Source organism: Phormidesmis priestleyi ULC007, assembly GCF_001895925.1.
Classification (GTDB): domain Bacteria; phylum Cyanobacteriota; class Cyanobacteriia; order Leptolyngbyales; family Leptolyngbyaceae; genus Phormidesmis_A; species Phormidesmis_A priestleyi_A.
On sequence record NZ_MPPI01000001.1, the window covers coordinates 362,774 to 381,453 of the forward strand.

Annotated in this window: 18 protein-coding genes and 1 pseudogene; 14 read left to right on the forward strand and 5 right to left on the reverse strand. The window is 50.4% G+C overall.

The window, feature by feature from the left end:
- Positions 1–74: 74 nt before the first annotated feature.
- The 5 genes from BRW63_RS01640 to BRW63_RS01660 form a co-directional block, all read right to left on the reverse strand.
- On the reverse strand, positions 75–476 hold the full coding sequence (locus tag BRW63_RS01640; RefSeq protein ID WP_073069150.1) for a hypothetical protein: 402 nt from the start codon (positions 474–476) through the stop codon (positions 75–77).
- A gap of 95 nt (positions 477–571) precedes the next feature.
- The gene (locus tag BRW63_RS01645; RefSeq protein ID WP_073069151.1) at positions 572–1,456 is read right to left on the reverse strand and encodes an ABC transporter permease; all 885 of its coding nucleotides are present in this window, start codon (positions 1,454–1,456) and stop codon (positions 572–574) included.
- Positions 1,457–1,483: 27 nt separating this feature from the next.
- Positions 1,484–2,503 (reverse strand): ABC transporter ATP-binding protein, encoded by a 1,020-nt coding sequence (locus BRW63_RS01650; RefSeq protein ID WP_073069152.1) that lies wholly within the window; start codon positions 2,501–2,503, stop codon positions 1,484–1,486.
- 60 nt (positions 2,504–2,563) lie between these two features.
- Positions 2,564–3,538 carry a heme o synthase gene (locus tag BRW63_RS01655; protein ID WP_073069153.1) on the reverse strand — a complete coding sequence of 325 codons (975 nt, stop codon included), beginning with the start codon at positions 3,536–3,538 and terminating at the stop codon, positions 2,564–2,566.
- A gap of 52 nt (positions 3,539–3,590) precedes the next feature.
- A complete protein-coding gene (locus tag BRW63_RS01660) occupies positions 3,591–4,544 on the reverse strand; it encodes a COX15/CtaA family protein (RefSeq protein ID WP_073069154.1) in 954 nt (317 codons plus the stop codon).
- Between the two features lie 437 nt (positions 4,545–4,981).
- On the opposite strand from BRW63_RS01660, the gene BRW63_RS01670 reads away from it, so the two are divergent.
- The 14 genes and pseudogenes from BRW63_RS01670 to BRW63_RS28025 form a co-directional block, all read left to right on the forward strand.
- The gene (locus BRW63_RS01670) at positions 4,982–6,058 is read left to right on the forward strand and encodes a cytochrome c oxidase subunit II (RefSeq protein ID WP_073069156.1); all 1,077 of its coding nucleotides are present in this window, start codon (positions 4,982–4,984) and stop codon (positions 6,056–6,058) included.
- Between the two features lie 81 nt (positions 6,059–6,139).
- A complete protein-coding gene (gene ctaD / locus BRW63_RS01675) occupies positions 6,140–7,906 on the forward strand; it encodes a cytochrome c oxidase subunit I (RefSeq protein WP_073069157.1) in 1,767 nt (588 codons plus the stop codon).
- A gap of 35 nt (positions 7,907–7,941) precedes the next feature.
- Positions 7,942–8,568, forward strand: coding sequence for a cytochrome c oxidase subunit 3 (locus BRW63_RS01680; RefSeq protein WP_073069158.1), 627 nt, complete (start codon positions 7,942–7,944; stop codon positions 8,566–8,568).
- 374 nt (positions 8,569–8,942) lie between these two features.
- Positions 8,943–10,820 (forward strand): hypothetical protein, encoded by a 1,878-nt coding sequence (locus BRW63_RS01685; protein WP_073069159.1) that lies wholly within the window; start codon positions 8,943–8,945, stop codon positions 10,818–10,820.
- 317 nt (positions 10,821–11,137) lie between these two features.
- Complete coding sequence (locus tag BRW63_RS01690; protein WP_073069160.1) at positions 11,138–11,695, forward strand: carboxypeptidase-like regulatory domain-containing protein; 558 nt, start codon at positions 11,138–11,140, stop codon at positions 11,693–11,695.
- 74 nt (positions 11,696–11,769) lie between these two features.
- Positions 11,770–13,062, forward strand: coding sequence for a phage tail sheath family protein (locus BRW63_RS01695; protein ID WP_073069161.1), 1,293 nt, complete (start codon positions 11,770–11,772; stop codon positions 13,060–13,062).
- 209 nt (positions 13,063–13,271) lie between these two features.
- Positions 13,272–14,588: a phage tail sheath family protein gene (locus BRW63_RS01700; protein ID WP_219898281.1), complete on the forward strand. Its 1,317-nt coding sequence runs from the start codon at positions 13,272–13,274 to the stop codon at positions 14,586–14,588.
- 53 nt (positions 14,589–14,641) lie between these two features.
- Positions 14,642–15,061: a phage tail protein gene (locus tag BRW63_RS01705; RefSeq protein WP_073069162.1), complete on the forward strand. Its 420-nt coding sequence runs from the start codon at positions 14,642–14,644 to the stop codon at positions 15,059–15,061.
- Positions 15,062–15,067: 6 nt separating this feature from the next.
- Positions 15,068–15,430, forward strand: a complete 363-nt coding sequence (locus BRW63_RS01710; protein WP_073069163.1) for a hypothetical protein — start codon at positions 15,068–15,070, stop codon at positions 15,428–15,430.
- Positions 15,431–15,450: 20 nt separating this feature from the next.
- Positions 15,451–15,591: a DUF6760 family protein gene (locus tag BRW63_RS29765; protein ID WP_317615783.1), complete on the forward strand. Its 141-nt coding sequence runs from the start codon at positions 15,451–15,453 to the stop codon at positions 15,589–15,591.
- 12 nt (positions 15,592–15,603) lie between these two features.
- Entirely contained in the window at positions 15,604–16,155 is a 552-nt protein-coding gene (locus BRW63_RS01715) for a phage tail protein (protein ID WP_073069164.1), read from the forward strand.
- Entirely contained in the window at positions 16,155–17,486 is a 1,332-nt protein-coding gene (locus tag BRW63_RS01720; RefSeq protein WP_073069165.1) for a hypothetical protein, read from the forward strand. The genes BRW63_RS01715 and BRW63_RS01720 overlap by 1 nt, the downstream gene beginning before the upstream one ends.
- A complete protein-coding gene (locus BRW63_RS01725; protein WP_083582617.1) occupies positions 17,477–18,271 on the forward strand; it encodes a CIS tube protein in 795 nt (264 codons plus the stop codon). Before BRW63_RS01720 ends, BRW63_RS01725 begins: the two co-directional genes overlap by 10 nt.
- 8 nt (positions 18,272–18,279) lie before the next feature.
- A pseudogene (locus BRW63_RS28025) lies at positions 18,280–18,680 on the forward strand (hypothetical protein); the annotation flags it as partial.

Consider the following 18,680-nt stretch of genomic DNA (forward strand, 5'->3'; position numbering starts at 1 on the left):
CACTTAACAGTCAACAAAAAACGGTAAATGCAACTTAATCATTCACCGTTTGTCTTTAAAAAGTTTGTTTGATTTTATGGGGTAGGAGTCGTTCCATTGGCAGGCGGCACGACCTGAATTGCAGAAGGAACTGTCTGAGGTTGTTGCCCTTGAATGCGTTGACGTTGCTGTGCCCGAAACTGGGCCGCCGCATCGTCTAAATTTTGCTGCTGTTGCGCTTGAAAGTCAGCCGCGTTTGTGCCACCTGTGGTAAGTCGCTGGATCAGGTTAAGCACGCTAGTTGATGAGCCATCACTGCGGTTAGAAAAAATATCAGAAAGCCCGTCTTTTGATTGCGTATCTTTGAAGGGATCGACATTTGTAACCTGAGCGATCGACGGTCGAGCCATCAAAGAAGCCATGCCCAAGCCTATGAGAAGATTAAGCGCAACCCAAGCAATCGGCTTAACAGACTGACTCTCAAGTTTGGTTTTCATCGGGTTGGAATCCTGAATTAATGAGTGCTTACTGCTAATTCTACTCAAGACGCAATAATCTAGGAATTGCTCCTGAGATCTTTCAATTCAAAACTTTACGCTAAGGTGCGCTTCAGCAAAGGCTGAATTGCCAAAAATGCCACAACGTTAAACCCCAGTAAGATGAGCAGAGACGTTCCCATCGTGACGGCTCCCCACGGAGCTTGCACAACGACACTACCAAGATTCCAGTCGCTGTGGAGATAGACATAGCGAATTGGCTCGATCGCATAACTCAAGGGATTCAACGTCGCCACAACCTGCAACCACTTGGGCATAAATGACAGGGGCACCAATGCCGTGCTGGCAAACAAAAGCGGCAAGTTTGTCACGAAGATCACCGCAATCAATTCGATGTGACCGGGAAGTGCAAACGCTAATCCTAAACTCAATGCGGTTACGGCAAGAACCAGCATTAACACGATCAGTCCGACCAACGCTAACCCTAATGCATTGGGCAACCCTGATCCTAAAAAGGCACTCATCACCACGATCGCTGCCGTCTGAATCAAGCTCAATGTCGTGATAAAAATAGCTGATGCCATGACGATCGAGAAGCGAGAAGCGAGAGGCGCGACGAGCAAACGATTTAGAAAGCCAAACTCGCGATCGAACATCACAGGCAATCCAGCATTTAATGCGCCCCCAAATGCGGTGAAGACAATAATTCCTGCGCCGAGAAACTGCCCGTAGCTGGCGCTATCTCCAAACAATCCTTGGGGCGCGTTTTGGAACAGTGCCCCAAATAAGACGAGCCACATTAACGGCTGAATAATGCCTGCTGCCAGGGTCGAAGGGCGACGCTGAAGTTGAATAAATAAGCGACGAGTCAGCGCCAGCGTTTCTTGGATAAAGTCACTTAAAGGCGTAGATTTTGGTAGGGCGATCGCGCCTACTTGATCTTTAAACTCAGATTGGGGAGGAGTAATAGTGCGACTCATAAGACAATGCAATGAGGGACAAGTGAATCAGCGCATATTTTGCTTTTTTTCGGCTTTAAGATCACGACTTCCCGCTGCCGCAATCTCGGCATCTAAAAGTGTGCGACCCGTCGCGTTGAGATAGACATCATCTAAACTGGGACGCGCCTGAGCAATGCCAAACGTGGGCAGTCCAGCTTGCTGAAGGGCGTTCTGAATGGTGATCAACGCCTCACTTTGAGGGGCAACCACTAAGTTTAGAGAGTTTCCTTGAGCGCGATTAATGATCACTTCCTGCACTAAGGGCAAAGCTTCTAGCAAGACTTTTGCTTGTTCAGCCTCCTCAACCGGAGAGAACTCGCGAATCCGCAGGGTGACACGATCGCCCCCAACCTGATCCTTCAATTCTGAGGGAGTGCCCGCTGCGATGACGATGCCACGATCGATAATGGCGACTCGATCGGCAAGGGCATCCACTTCTTCTAAATAATGGCTTGTGATTAAGACAGTGGTTCCTTGCGATCGCAGTTCGCGCAAGAAGTTCCACACTGCCACTCGGCTTTCGATATCTAACCCGACCGTTGGCTCGTCAAGAATCAGCACATCTGGCTGATGGAGCAGTCCGGCTGCTAAATCTAGGCGTTTCTTTAATCCACCAGAATAGGTGCCCGATTTTTTGTCTGCCCATTCATCCAATCCCAAAAGGGTCAGAATCTCGACGATCCTCGGTTTAATGGTTTGCCGTGGAAGATGATAGAGCGCTGCCTGAAGCTCTAGCAATTCTCGCCCCGTTAAAACTTTGTCTAACGCGACTTCTTGAGCGACATAGCCCAAATGCTGACGAGCCAAACGAGGATGCTCGATCGCCGAAACTCCAGATACCTCAATTCGTCCCGAATCGGGTTCGGTTAAAGTACACAAACATCGCAGTGTGGTGGTTTTCCCGGCTCCATTGGGGCCCAATAAGCCAAAGATTTCACCTGACTCTACCTGCAAAGAAACGTCTTTAACCGCTTCGATCGCACCATAGCGTTTCTGGAGTTGTTCGATTAAAACCGCAGGAGCCATTGCTACTCCTCCCTTATTTGATACAAATCTTTATCGCTATCCTCCTTATTGTAAGGACTTCTAGAGAGCATCTACGAGATGATTTCCTAGATTGGCCGCGAGGGCAGCAGTAAGTCGATGGGTCACGGGCAAGCTGTCGATTCCCATCCCCGCACAAAGCAGCATTAGGTAGAGAATGGAGTATTTGAACAGAGATTTCGCCACCCTTAATTCAGACGGCTCTTGGACTAATTTCCACGCTTTCTGGACGAAGATGCTGCCGAGTAATAGCGCGATCGCCGCATACACAGCGCCCATAACATGCAGCGGGTAGACCAACAGCAGCGTCACCGGGATCAGTGCCAGCGTGTAGTAGAGAATTTGGTGACTTGTCGATTCGTTGCCCTCCACTACAGGCATCATCGGCACGCCCACTTTGGCATAATCTTCACGAATCATGATCGCCAATGCCCAAAAGTGAGGCGGAGTCCACATAAAGACGATCGCAAACAGCACCCAGGCTGCCCAACTCAAATCGCCTGTCACCGCCGCCCATCCCACAAGGGGAGGAATCGCCCCGGCTGCCCCGCCGATCACAATGTTTTGGGTGCTGTGACGCTTGAGCCAGTGAGTGTAGACCACGACGTAGCAGAAAATGCCAGACATGGCGAGACCCGCACTGAGCAGATTCGCGAACACTGCTAATAGTGTGAAGGCAGTCACTGCCAGAATCGTCGCAAAAATTAGCGCATCTCTAGGGCTGACTCGGCCCGATGGCAGCGGACGGTTGCGAGTGCGCTCCATAATATAGTCGATATCACGATCGTACAAACAGTTAATCGTGTTTGCCGCCCCCGCAGAAAATGCGCCGCCAATCAGCGTGATGATCAGCAAAAAGGGATCTACTTGCCCCTCAGCCGCGATCCACATCCCGCCTGCGGTGGTGATCAACAGCAGCAGAATAATTCTTGGCTTTGTGAGTTGCCAATAGCTTTGAATGACGTGCAGAAAGTCTTGATTGTGGCGAGAAATGCCAGGAAGCGCAGTATTTTGCATTCTCTAAAGGTTCCGATTGGAGAGTAGTTAAGAAAAAGGTTAAAGGAGACGCTCAAGAGGCAGAAAAATCGATCAATGCCTCTTGAGATTGACCCTTCAAGACCGGAATATCTCGAAACGCCAAAATAGTGAAGATGATTAGTGTTCCGAGTAGGGAGGCACCGACAGCCTGATGAGCGACTGTGAGCGGCTCAACCTGAAGGTGAAGGCGGAAGGTCGCAACCCCTAGCGTGATTTGCAGCAGCAGACAAAGCCCAGCCAGAGTTGCCCAACGACGGAGTAAAGGAGGAAGGGCAGGAGTCCGCCAAGTGAGAAAGATTAGGGTCAGGGTAGCGATCGTCGCCGGAACCACTCCCGCAATGTGGCTGTTCATCACCCCGCACAGTTGACTCGTGCCAAGACATTGATGAAGCGCCCACTGAGAGGAAACCAATCCACCCAAAATACTTTGTAGGTAAACCAAAACGATGGCGATCAGCCCTACCCACTTCAGGTTACCAACGTTTCCAGTTCCTTGGTGAGAGATAAGGGAGGTGCCAATGGCAACCAGTGTGCTGAAAAACAGGAGTCCAGTTCCCAGGTGAGCGGTCACGATATCGAATCGCAACAGCTCAGTGACGGTCAATCCGCCCAAGATTCCTTGAATCACGACCAGGAACAGGGCAAAGGTCGCTGCCCAGGGTGTCCAATCAGGCAGAACTCGTCGATTCCACCAGGCTAGACTGGCAAGCCCGATCGTAGCAAACCCCATCGATGTGGCAATCAGCCGATGAAACCATTCTAAAAACACCTGAAGATTCATCTGATCGCGAGGGACGAATTCACCGTAGCAAAGCGGCCAATCAGGGCAAGACAAGCCAGCATTCATGACGCGAGTCGCGCTACCCAACGCCATTAAGAAGAGAGTGGCGATCGCTAACCCAAACACCAGACGAGTCACCCAAGTTCTAACAACTGTGGAATCAGGTGTTGAGACGGCAGGCTGATGCAGAAAGGATTCAGACATAGGTTTAAGAGCCTTTATTCCGATTTCTGAAAATAAAATAAAAGTTAACTAAACTATGAGCATATACTCTAGCGTTTACTTTAGTGATGCAAGTCTAATTAGGGGCAAGCTTTCGGAATTTCTTCGGATTACAGAGGGCGTGAAGTCAATATTCAGTCACCTTTTCAGCAAACTCCTCCAGATCCCAAAGAGATCCTTAAGGATAGTGAAATGGTTACCCTCTCCCAAGATGGGTAGCTTACCGTGTAGTAAGAAGAACGAGTAGCCGCGGATTTTAAGCCTGAATTTCTGAGACAGTTCAGGTGCAGTATGGTGAATGTATCTACCTCAAGACCATCTCTAAGGTTAGATTCAAGTCCTAAAATTCAAGGCATATTCGGTGGTTTTCAGTTGGTCGCTGCTGCGATCGCCCAGTTGTTTGTGAGATTTGACGAACTGTGAACATTCCAAGTCAGATTACAACCCTACTGGCTGGTATCGTTCTGACCCTGGTCAGTTTTTGGTACGGTCAGAATCATGATCTTTTACCTATCTCCGCGTCGGTAGAGTCTATTCGCATTGATAGTCTCTTTAATTTGATGATGACGATCGGAACGGGGATTTTTCTACTCGTGATCGGCGTGTTGGTCTACTCTGCCTTTAAGTTTCGTCGCCAGCCTGGAGACGACTCAGATGGTCCTCCCGTCCACGGCAATATTCCCCTAGAGATTCTCTGGACGGCGATCCCAGCCATTATGGTTCTGGGTATCTCAATCCTTAGTTTTGATATCTATAACGACAATGGTGGCGCTGATCCGATGGATCACTCTATGGCACACGGCAAAGCTTCCCATCAAATGGCAACCATGCCCGGATCGGCGATGGCAGGAACTTTGATGGCGCAAGCCGATCCCAATCAGCAAAAAGCCGCAGAGGTTAATCAAGATCCGACCACTGCTGCCATCCGTGAAGATTTGCCGCAGAAAAAAGACGCGCCGACTCTGGGCACTGTTTCTCCTAAAATTGGCGGAGCAGAGCCAGGAGCGCCTGAATTTGTCGTCAACGTAGCGGGAATGCAGTACGCTTGGCTGTTTACTTACCCCGGCACGGAAGTTGTGGCAGGCGAATTGCATGTGCCGATCAATCAGAAAGTGCTAGTCAACATCACCGCAAATGATGTGATTCACGCTTTTTGGGTGCCTCAATTTCGCTTGAAGCAAGATGCAGTTCCCGGACGGCAAACTGAAGTGCGATTCACCGCCAATAGACTGGGTGAATATCCGCTCATTTGCGCTGAGTTGTGTGGCGCTTATCACGGCGCAATGAACACTAAAGTTGTGGTTGAGTCTGCCGAAGATGTCCAGAAATGGATTCAGAGCCAGCAAGTTGCCAGCGCTGAAGGACTGAGTAAAGCAGTTGCCACGACTCCGGCAACCATGACTGAAACCGAGTATCTCGCTCCCTACGCCAAAGAAGTGGGAATCAGCGCAGATACGCTTAAGCAACTCCATTCTGATCACCATTCTATGAGTTAGTGGTTATGCGTCATTCGTCGTTAGTCAATGGCAAATGACCCGTAACCCGTGACGAATGACAGAGAACCCCTGACATTTCTTATGACCCAAGCCGCAGAATTTCAAGAACAAGCTAATCTTCCTGCCCACGGCACCGAGCCGGACAAGGGCGATTGGCGCAAATATTTTGGTTTTAGCACCGACCACAAAGTAATCGGGATTCAATATCTCGTTACGACGTTTATTTTCTATCTCGTCGGCGGCGTGCTGGCAACAATGGTGCGAACTGAGTTGGCGACTCCAGAATCTGATTTTGTCAGTCGCGAAGTTTATAATAGCCTGTTTACGGTTCACGCAACGGTGATGATCTTTTTGTGGATCGTGCCTGCGGGAACGGGTGGATTTGGCAATTATTTGATTCCGCTAATGATTGGGGCGCGAGACATGGCGTTTCCTCGCCTCAACGCGATCGCCTTCTGGATTATTCCACCCGCCGGAATTCTCTTAATGTCGAGCTTCTTGGTCGGTGCCCCCGGCTCAGGCTGGACTTCTTATCCCCCTCTGAGCTTGATGAACGGCAAGCCTGGAGAGCTGATTTGGATTCTCAGCGTCTTGCTGTTGGGAACGTCTTCGATTTTGGCGGCGGTGAATTTCATCGTCACTATTTTCAAAATGCGAATCCCTGGAATGGGGCTAAACCAGATGCCCCTATTCTGCTGGGCAATGCTGGCAACGTCATTTCTGGCTCTGATCGCGACTCCGGTCTTGGCAGGTGCGATGATTTTGCTGTCGTTTGACCTGATGGTGGGGACGAATTTCTTTAACCCAACAGGGGGTGGAGATCCGATCGTCTATCAGCATATGTTCTGGTTTTACTCCCATCCGGCGGTCTACATTATGATCTTGCCCGTGTTTGGGATGATTTCAGAAATTGTGTCAGTCCACTCTCGCAAGCCAATTTTTGGATATAAAGCGATCGCTTACTCCAGTATTGCAATTTGCGGTTTGGGCTTGATTGTGTGGGCACACCATATGTTCACTAGCGGCACACCTCCCTGGCTGCGAATGTTTTTTATGATCACGTCGATGATCATTGCCGTGCCGACGGGCATTAAAGTGTTTAGCTGGTTGGCAACGATCTGGGGCGGCAAACTTCGGCTCGAAAGTCCGTTGCTGTTTGCGATGGGGTTTATTTCTCTATTCGTGATTGGCGGCATTAGCGGCGTGATGGTCGCGTCTGTGCCTTGGGATATTCACGTTCACGACACCTACTTCATCGTGGCTCACCTGCACTATGTGTTGTTTGGGGGCAGCGTGTTTGGGTTATATGCCGCTTTCTACCATTGGTTCCCTAAAATGACGGGACGAATGCTCAACGAAACCTGGGGTAAAATTCACTTTGCTTTGAGCTATGTGGGCTTTAACCTGGCATTTATGCCAATGCACAAGTTGGGAATCGAAGGCATGAATCGTCGGATCGCCGAATATGATCCCAAGTTTGCCTCACTGAACTTGCTGTGTACGATCGGAGCCTACCTCTTAGCCATCTCCACCCTGCCCTTTTTGGTGAATGTTTGCTGGAGTTGGGTTTATGGTGAGAAAGCGAGCGACAATCCATGGCGTGGTTTAACGTTGGAATGGATGACCACTTCTCCGCCTCCGGTCGAAAACTTTGAGGCAGATCCGGTTTTAGCCACTGGACCTTATGACTATGGCATGGGCAGCCGCGCGACCGAAGTCGATGTTCCGTTCTCAGATGCCAGCGATCCTGCGCTTTCAGCCGGGCCTAGTTCTACGTTGCGGGCAAAACCCGATCCGGCGGTTGCAGTCAGCCCTAGCGATCGCGTTGGCGAAAGCCACAATCGTTAAAGCCACGTTTTGTTCTTTACCAAACTGCAAGATTCATGACAGGTTCCACCCTCGATTCTGCAAAAACGGTTCTCAATCATCACCCTGAAGAAGACGTGGTGGTCGCCCACGGCGTAGAACATCACGACTTTCGGCTATTGGGCATCATTGTCTTTCTGGTGGCTGAGGGCATGATTTTCCTGGGTCTTTTTATGGCGTATTTCACCTTTCGATCGGTCGCTCCAACGTGGCCGCCCGAAGGTACGCCTCGACTCGAATTGCTGCTGCCCGGAATCAACACCGCCATTCTGGTTTCGAGTAGTTTTGTCATTCACAACGCAGATACGGCGATCAAAAAGAATGACGTGAAAGGGCTACGGCTCTGGTTTGGCATCACTGCCGCAATGGGCGCTATTTTCTTGTCAGGTCAACTTTATGAGTACTTTCATCTAGAGTTTGGGCTGACAACCAATCTCTTTGCCAGCACGTTTTATGTGTTGACTGGCTTCCACGGGCTGCACGTTTTATTTGGGCTGATGCTGATTTTAGGAGTGCTGTGGCGATCGTTAAAGCCCGATCACTACAACACCAACAGTCATTTTGGCGTAGAAGCGGCTGAAGTTTATTGGCACTTTGTCGATGTGATTTGGGTGATTCTCTTTTTGCTGCTCTACATTCTCTAGCGATCAGATTGCAGCAGCGTTTGTATTAAGCCTCCAGCGATTGGGGGCTTAATTTTTTTAACAGAAATAAGCTACTTTTGAAAAAGCTTGTATATTAACTTGTCTGTAGCTTATCGAACGCCTACTTAGGAACGTGGATTTATTAAGGTGTAACTTCTAGCCCTCTCTAAGGAGTTGGTGTACACCAATCTTCGCTGCGTTTCAGTCGGCTTCAGCCCCCTAAATCCCCCATTTTGGGGGACTTTGAGCTAAGACTCTGGTTTCAAAGTCCCCCACGAGTGGGGGATTTAGGGGGCGAAAGCCTCGGCGATGACAAATCAGAGGACTTTTACAGGTTATTTAATCCACGATCCTTAGCGCTAGGGTGATTGAAGATGAATTTGCCATTTGTTTTAGATGTCGCGATCGGCTTGGTGTTTATTTATTTAATTCTGAGTCTGCTTGCGTCTGAAGTTCAAGAACTGATCACCACCCTATTGCAATGGCGGGCAAAGCACCTTAAGGAGTCGATCGAGATTCTCTTAGGTGGCGGCGTAGAGCTTTCTGAGCATCAAACGCAGGTCAAGACTCTGGTTGATGAACTCTACAACGATCCCCTGCTGCAAAACGTCAATCAGGGAGTCACGGGCGGCATCGCGCGCTGGTTTCGACAGTTCACAAAACTTTTTCCGGGCAATCGCAGAGGCGCTTATGGAGAAGAACTGGCAACGGGGCCGTCTTACATTGCACCTGAAACATTTGCGACCTCACTGTTAGAGCGATTAGGAATCTCTAAACTAATCAATAAGCTCACAGAAGTCAGACTTGAAAAATTTGCAACCCGACTGGTCGGAATCTATAAAGTCAATGACAATGGCGGAGTTGAAATTCCGACGCGTCAGGAGATCAAAGACAACTGGGAAGCTGGAAAAATTAGGCAAATTGTTGAGCAGGCAAATCCAGATCAGGCGGATTTAAGCACCGATTCTAACTTTGTTGGGTTGGTGACTGACTATCATGAGATTCTCAAAGATTTTAGAATCAAACAAGCGACTTTAAAGACGTGCGTTGAGCGGATGGGAGAAAGCCTCGATCGCTTCATTGTGGCAGGTTCTCCAACGAATCCTGAAGCGGAAGGAGTGCCTTTGATCGGTCGTCTAAAATCTTTTAAGCTCGGAATTTTTGGAGCAGACAACGAACGGGCGATCGTCTCTGGTGGACTCAGACCCTCGCTATCCGAAATTGCGGATATGGTTAATCAAAGCAGTGATGTCTATCGAGAAATCACAGATGCTTACGCAACCGTTAAAACAAAATTACCGCCGATTAATGCCAAGATTGACGATTCTGTTAAGGCACAGCTTGATGCTTATAACAATTCTGAAGATCCACCTCTGACTCTAAAACTAAGTGATCTCACAAATGAACAGCGTGATCTGTTTCGCAATGCTGCGATTAGAGAAATTTCAGAAGAAGAATATGCACTCTATCAAGATTATCAATCCTATGTTGAGATTCAAAAAGGACTGGGTAAGCTTCCCAATGCGGTGAGAGAGAGTTTAGCCGTTTTGGCGAGACGTGCCCAGACCAGAGTCAAGCAAACTGAGAGTGACATTAATCAACTGCGCGAAGAAGTTTCGTTGTGGTTCGATCGCTCAATGTCGCGAACTTCGGGCGTTTATAAACGCAATGCTAAAGGGGTTGCAATTCTGATTGGTATTACGATCGCTTCCTTTACAAATTCTGATACCTTCCATGTGTTCAATCGTCTTTCGAGCGATGAGAATCTGAGACAAGTGATCACAAAACGGGCAAGCGACGTAATTTCTCCTGCAACCTCTGGAGATAGACCTCCTCTGCGTCAAGAGCTAGATAACATTCGCAACCAAACAGATTCTGTGTTGAGGAATGTGGCGCTGCCGATTAGCTGGAATCCGGCAAACTTGTCGAAACAATTTGACTGTCCTCCGGCTGCGCCCATTAATCGAGATAACGTCACCAGTGAGCAAGAATGGGCAACGATGTTTGCAAGTTGTCTCAACCGTCCACCCGAAGAGCGGGACATCTCTTTCTTCAAGAAAATTGGGCTGACGGCACAAGTTGCCTTTAGGCATCCCTGGGAGGCGTTTAAGATGTTGCTCGGTTGGGTGCTGAGTGGGATCGCGATCGCAATGGGCGCGCCATTCTGGTTTGATCTGTTGAACAGGTTTGTCAACGTCCGCAATACTGGAAATAAGCCCAAGGCAGCACCAGAGCAATCACCGCCAGCTTAGGTATGAAACCGCCCGGTTGTTCCTCTTCTCTTGGGGGAGAAGGGCTAGGCGAGGGCTTCGCCCCACTTCGCGAGGAGAGCGAAAGGCTAAAACGTAGCTCGAACAGTGTCACGCTCCTTTGCAGACTGAGGAGTTTCTAATCACCCTAATTAGTGATTTCTCAGGAGAGAAGAGTAACCTTTTGTGAAAAATTAAGCATATTTGTGAAAATCTGGCATCAACATCAACAATATCGCTTAAAAGTTTCTTAGGACTGTTCTTAAAACTAAACTGTTCTCTTGAGGGCGGTTACCCAATTCCTGATTCCTGTTGAGGCTATGTCAAACCCAGCAGTAGAAGAAATTCGTCATCGCGTTGCGATCGCCGGGTCTGTTACAGATTCAGTGAGCGAACGTGCGATTGCTGGCGCGATCGTGGAACTCCTAGATCCACCTTTGCAGACGTTTACCCGTGAAGAAGGAAGCTTCTATTTCATTGATCTACCCGTTGGTTCATACACGCTAAATATTTCTGCGCCGCTTTTTGGCACTCGATATGGAGTGGTGAATGGGCTAAACATTCTGGTGCAAAACACGGTAGATAACCAGCCGATTTTAGACTCGAAAGCCAGAGTGAGATTAACACCCACTACTCTCGTTGGACGGGTGACTCGTAACGATAATAACCAGCCGATCGAGCGGGCGATCGTGCAGCTTCGTTGGAGTACCGTCCAAACTTTAACTGACAAGGAGGGTCGCTATACGTTGTCCGGTCTTCTAGCAGGTGAGCCAACTGTTCAAGCCTCTGCAAAAGGGTTTTCTACCTCGATTCAAAAAGTTGTTTTGACGGCTGGAGCCGAAACCACTGCCAACTTCAGCCTGAGTGTCCCCCCTTAATTTCTAAGCTTCCAACCGTTCCGATCCCACCCATTCAGCCCCGCAGCCCACGCTGATTTGAAAAGGAGAGCGCTATGCCTAATTATCGATCCCCAGGTGTTTATGTTGAAGAAGTTCCATCGTCGGTAAAAGCGATCGCGGGGGTCAGCACCAGCACCCCCGGATTTATTGGAGTTGTGCCAGATAAAATTAATTTGGTTGCTCAACGCAAAGATGATCCCAGCCAAACGACGTTTGTAGAGTTCCCGCTGCTGACCCCCGAAAAAACTGCTGTGCTGATTACAAGCTGGACGCAGTTCACACGGACGTTTGGCGATTTAGTGGGACAAGCTCCAGAGCCTACTCCAACACCGACACCCACACCGACTCCAACACCCACACCGACTCCAACACCCACACCCACGTCCAGCATTGATGAAGGACATCGACAATTGGCGCATGCCGTCTATGGGTTTTTCAACAACGGCGGTAGTCGCTGTTATGTGGTGCGAGTCAAAAATACTGCCGCGCTTGACGATGCGCTCAAGGCATTCGAGGCGATCGACGAAATTGCCTTAGTGCTGATGCCAGGAAATCTAGATGACGCGCTGCGAGACAAGCTAGTTGCCCACTGCGCCAAGGTCAAAGACCGCTTTGCAATTCTGGATGGCCCTGACACTGTGACGGATCTAACCACGCTGACGCGCATCACGGCTGATGGTGGTGTAATGCCCAAACGCACAGATTTAGCCGCGTTCTATTTCCCTTGGATTCGCGTCTTTGATCCCGCGACCAAATTGCAGAATCCGAGCGGCGATGGGTCGATCGCGGTTCCTCCCAGTGGTCATATTGCGGGGGTTTATGCGCGAGTAGACAACGATCGTGGTGTCCACAAAGCCCCAGCAAACGAAGCGATTCTCGGGGCGCTGAATGTGACGCAGCCAGTCAGCAGTATCGACCAGGAAGGCCTGAATGACAAAGGTGTTAACGCGATTCGTGTCCTCAACAGCAACATTTTGGTGTGGGGAGCGCGAACTGTGGGGGGCAACGCCAACGCGGATTTGAAGTACATCAACGTGCGTCGGACGCTGCTCTATCTGCGCGAATCGATCGACGAAGGCACTCAATGGATTGTATTTGAGCCTAATACACCCGCCTTGTGGCAAACGATCAGCCGCAACGTTTCGGCCTTTCTGACCAGCGTTTGGCGATCGGGCGCTCTGTTTGGCAATACGGCGCAAGAGGCGTTCTACGTCAAATGCGACGAAGGCACGAATTCCCCAGATGACCGGGAAAATGGGCGGGTGGTTACAGAAATTGGCGTGGCGATCGTCCGTCCGGCTGAGTTTGTAATTTTCCGCATTAGTCAGATGGTGCAGGCGAAGTAGAGGAGTTTTGATACGCGATGTACGACTTTCCCGATTGCCCTCACCCTAAATCCCTCTCCCAGAGCGGGAGAGGGACTTTGACCTCTTCTTGCTCCCCTTCTCCCGCCTTGGGATGAGGGCTGGGGGATGAGGGCTGACTTTAGTTGCACATCAGGTTTTGATGCAATTCAACATCACAAATCCGTAATCCAAAATGGCATGAGGTGAGTATGTCTGTGGCTTATCGAAGTCCTGGAGTCTATCGCGAGGAAGTGTTCCTACAACCGGAGGTCGCGCTGCCAACGGGGATTCCGGTGTTTATCGGGTTTGCGGCTGCGATCGCCAAACTCGATGCACTGCCCGCTGGAGTGCAATTTCCCAATGCGCTGCCCAATGTACTTAAAACCAGACTGGAACATGATGTTCAACAAAAGCGCTTGGTTTTGAACGGGATCATGGCTCAAGAGGATCGCGATCGTCTGTTAGCACTGTCCCCCGATCCGGCTTTTCGTAAAGCTATTAATGGGTTATTTCTGAGTGGACAAACTGTGGTGCCGCTGCGCCGCAAACAGGAGTTTACCGAGAACTTCCTGGGATTATCAACGGGCTATTTAGCGGATGCGGTGATCGGATTTTTCGAGAATGGTGGTAGCCGCTGTTATCTTGCCCGTGCGGATACTCTGAAAGACCGAAAGACCGCGCTAGAGGAAGCGATCGCTGGATTAACGACGCTCACCGATCTAGATCTGGTTGCCATTCCCGATGCCATGACGCTGGATCGCGATGCTGTAATTCAGGTGCAGCAGCAAGTGGTGATGCACTGTGGGAAGCAGGGCGATCGCATGGCAATTTTGGATGCAATCCCTGGCAGTAGCATCGAGACCGTTAAGCAACAGCGCCTGGATTTGTTGCGAAATCAGCAAGAGCCAGTCAACGCTGCTCTCTACTATCCCTGGTTGAGAAATTCTCAAAATCGTTGGGTGCCGCCCTGTGGTCACGTTGCCGGAATTTTTGCCCGCAGTGATGCCGCTCGTGGAGTGTTTAAGGCTCCGGCGAATGAAGAAGTGCGCGATGCTTTGGATCTAGAATTCGCGATCGACAACACCGTGCAAGATGACTTGAATCCAGCCCATGTGAATTGTTTACGATCGTTTCCCGGTCGCGGCATTCGCGTTTGGGGCGCACGCACTCTCAGCCGCGATCCCAACTGGCGCTACATCAATGTGCGTCGGGTGTTCCTGACTCTCGGCCGCTGGATTGACGCAAATATGCGATGGGCAAGCTTTGAACCCAACTCCCCGCGACTGTGGGTGCGAATTCAGCGCGAACTCAGCGTCTATCTAGAACGGCTCTGGCAAGCGGGTGCCCTTCAGGGCCAATCGCCACAGCAAGCGTTCTACGTCAAATGCGACGCTGAAACGAATCCGTCCGATCGTCGCGAGGCTGGAGAACTGATCACCGAGATTGGTTTAGCCGTCGCAGCCCCAGCAGAATTTCTCATCATCCGAATCATTCATCGCGCTGGTGGGATTGAAGTGAGTTCTTAATGATTATTTGTTCTTGATCAAACATAACTAACACCTAACTAAGGAGATGAACAATGGCTGATCCGTATCGTGGCTTTAATTTCTTAGTTGAAATTGATGGCATTACCGAAGCAGGTTTTCGCGAATGTAGTGGGTTAGATGCGACAACTGACGCTGTAGACTACCGTGAGGGCAGCGATCCCAATCATGTGCGGAAACTAACTGGGTTAAACAAACACTCCCCCATCACCCTTAAACGAGGGCTGACCGATTCCGACAAACTGTGGAAGTGGCGACAAAGCGTGGTGGATGGAAAAGCCGATCGCAAAAATGTTTCGATCGTCCTGTTAAACGAAGCTCGCGAAGAGAAATGGCGCTGGAATATTCGCAATGCTTGGCCCTCAAAATGGACAGGCCCGACCTTGAATGCTACGAGCAATGATGTAGCCATTGAAACACTAGAAATTGTTCATGAGGAGATGGTTAAAGCTTAAAAGAACATGCTACAAACCGAGTTTCCATTCACGCTACCGCTGGGCTATGTTGACTCAGAAGGCACCTTGCACAAAGAGGGCACCATGCGATTGGCAACGGCATTTGATGAAATTGCGCCCCTCAAAGATCCGCGCGTTCGTAGTAATTCAGCCTACTTGCTGTTGATTTTGCTGTCTCGCGTGGTGACCAAACTCGGAACACTGGAACACATTAACCCTAAAACGATCGAGGAACTATTCGCAGCAGATCTGGCGTACTTACAAGATCTTTATTGTCGCGTCAATCAAAACGGACATAATCGCGTCCAAACGCAGTGTCCCTACTGTGAAAAAGCGTTTCAAGTGGAGTTGAGCAGCGTGGGGGAGTAACACGCTACCCCTTAGAACGACTGTATGAGGAGGTAGCGTATATTGCGTATCACTTTCATTGGACACATGACCAAATTCTGGCACTCGAACATCCCGATCGTCTGCATTGGGTCGCTGAGATTGCCAAAATTAATCAGCGCTTAAACGAACCTGTTTCTTAAAACAATTGACCTATGCCACCCTTTGATCCGCCATTAAATGCTGCCCTAAGTTTGGCATCGAATCTGTTAGGCGTTCGGTTTGATCCCTATCAGGTGACAAATTTTTTAGTCGAAATTGAAGGATTAGTGGTGGGAGGTTTTTCTGAATGTAGCGGTTTGCAAGCCGAAACCGAGTTTTTGGACTATCGCGAGGGTGGCGTGAACGAATATATGCATCGTTTTGCCGGAGCCAGCAAATATCCACCGCTGGTTTTGAAGCATGGGATCACGCAGATTGATGGCCTCTGGAGTTGGCACCAAGACGTAATCCAGGGCAAAATTAAGCGGCGCAACGGCACGATTTATTTACTCGATCGCCAACAAATTCCTGTCATTTGGTGGAACTTCAAAGAAGCGTTTCCCTACAAGTGGGCCGGCCCAGATCTGCGGGCAGATTCTGGCAATGTTGCGGTTGAAAGTGTGGAACTGTCGCATCGGGGTCTGAGCCGTCCTAGCCTCGGCAATCTGGTTGCGGGAATTGGAGCGGAAATCAGTGGGTCGATCGGACTTTCAGGAGGATTTTGATGGACGCAGAGCAAGCAGAACTTCTACAAACATCGCCGCTAATTCAACGGCTCGATCGTCGTCGCACTCAACCTGGGGTAATCGACCTGAGCCGCTACAGCACTGAATCTACAGGGCTACCAAAATCGATTGTGCAGCGCTCTGCTCTAGTGGAGCAATTGCAAACTCGTTACAGCAGTCGCGACAGTGATTCAGCAGGTAGTACAGAATTAGCGTTGGCAACAGCATCGCCTGCACCTAGAGCGGAACGGGTGTTTCGATCGCCTGAAGTCACTTCAGTGGGCGCGATCGCTCCATCCACACCGCTAGCAGCCAAAGCGCCACTCACCTCGGAACCACTGCCGCTGAGTGCGATCGCTCCTGTGATCGCCACGTCGCCTATAACGGAGCCGGATTCAGCCACGTTCACGACTGCGCCAGAGACGATCGCGCCCTTCAACGAGTCTGTCAGCGAGTTGGCGATCGTGCCCACCGAACCCAATCACGAATACCGGATCAGACGCATTTCAGCGAATCCGACTCAACCAGGTGCAATCCAACGAAAAGCAGCGTCCGATTCGTCTGCCACGATCGCCTCAGTCTCACCCGTTCAATCATTCTCCGAGGCTGTCTCGATCGCGACTGAATCACCGACTCGTGCAAAAGTGGATGATCCGACTTCTAATTCAGCAATACCCGCCTTAGATTTTGGGACTTCAACGACCGCGATCGCGCCGATCAGCACCTTTCAATCAGTGGAACCAACGGAAGCAACGTTAGTGCTGCGACACATGTCGGATACATCGCCAGCGGAAACGATTGTTTCTGAAACGATCGCTCAGGACTCGATCCCTCAAAACTCGATCGCCCCAGCCCAAACGAGTGTTGAAGTTCCTGTTGTTCGTCCGCTAGTACAGGCTGCTTCATTGCCCACGATCGTGCAGCGATCGCCCGATCCCCAATCGATGGTAACTGGATTCAACCGTCAGGAGCCAGCAGCGATCGCATCCACTCTGTCGATTAGCGAACCGCTGTTGCAGCCGAATCTGATTGGGCGGAGCGGTTTTAATGCCATGACGAATGGTGTTTTGCAGCGACGCATTCAGCCGGATTTGCCGTTGGCGATCAGTCCTATACAGGGGGTTCAGACGACGATCGCTCGTCAAACTGCGACGAATGGTTCCTCGACGATCGCTTTAGTCCCGTCCAGTTCTGAGGTGCCGCCCCCTGTCCCGCCCCCAACTTCAAGCAACGCCATCAATGTCGGGCAGATTGCAGAACAAGTCAGCCGAATTTTGTTTCGTCAGTTAACCGTTGAACGTGAACGCAGGGGGATGGGCAAATGGTCTTAGGTGGAGTTGCAGGCGCGATCGGAAGCGCGATCGGAGCCTTAACGGGCGCGGGGGCAATCGACAAGCTGGAGAAATTGACGATCACGCCCTTGACGCAGGAGTTTAAGCGGTCTGAGACGATCGAGGTGTTGTTCAACCCCACCTCGCTATCGATCACAAAGCCCGTCACCTGGAGCGAACCTCAACCGCCATCTACAACTCCAGCGGCTACTCCAGCGGCTACTCCAGCGGCTACTCGCAAATTGAATGCGCCCGAAATTGTGTTTGGCGGCGGTGGCAGTCGCACCCTAACGCTAGAACTGTTGTTTGACGTGACCGAACCCGTCGAAATTAAAGGGGAGAGAAAAACGATCGCAGATGTCCGCGTCTTAACTAACGAAATCGTCAAGCTAACTCGCATCCAGCGGGGTAAAGCGCAAGATGAACCGCCGCCCCCTGTCTGTTTGCTTGAATGGGGCAAACCGCCTACGGGGTCTGACTTTCCCTTTAAAGGCGTGATCACCAGTCTGACTCAAAACTTCACGCTGTTTAGACGAAATGGCTGCCCCGTCAGGGCGACGCTATCGGTTCAGTTTCGGGAGTATCTGATTTCTGAACGCGACAAAAAAGAAATTGACCCGGAATTTACAACACGAGTAGTAGTGCGGGGCGATACGGTCAGCAGCATTGCCGCAGAGATGTATCGCGATCCCAAACAGTGGCGAGCGATCGCCGAAGCCAATCGGCTAGACGATCCCCGCCAGATTGAACCCGGTCAACGCTTAAACATTCCAAAACTGCAATAGAGAGAGCTATGCCAGGTGCCAACCCCAGAAACGCTCCGTCCAATTTTGAAGTCCGCATTAACGGAGCGCTGCTGCCTGCCGATCTAGAAACGAGCCTCCTGAGCGTGGCAGTGGACGATGACACTAATTTACCCAGCATGTTTACGCTGGGGCTAACCAGTTCTGAGCAGCAACCGAACGCCAATCAGCTCGTTGATCAAGCGCTGTTTAGGATCGGCAATGCTGTCGAAGTCAAGCTCGGATATGACCAACTCACGCGCCTGATTAGCGGCGAAATCACTGGGCTAGAGCCAGAATTCAGCTTTAACGGGCTGCCGAGCCTGACGGTAAGAGGCTACGATCGCCGCCACCGATTGCAGCGCGGTCGCAAAACTCGCACCTTTGTCCAACAAAAAGACAGCGCCATTGC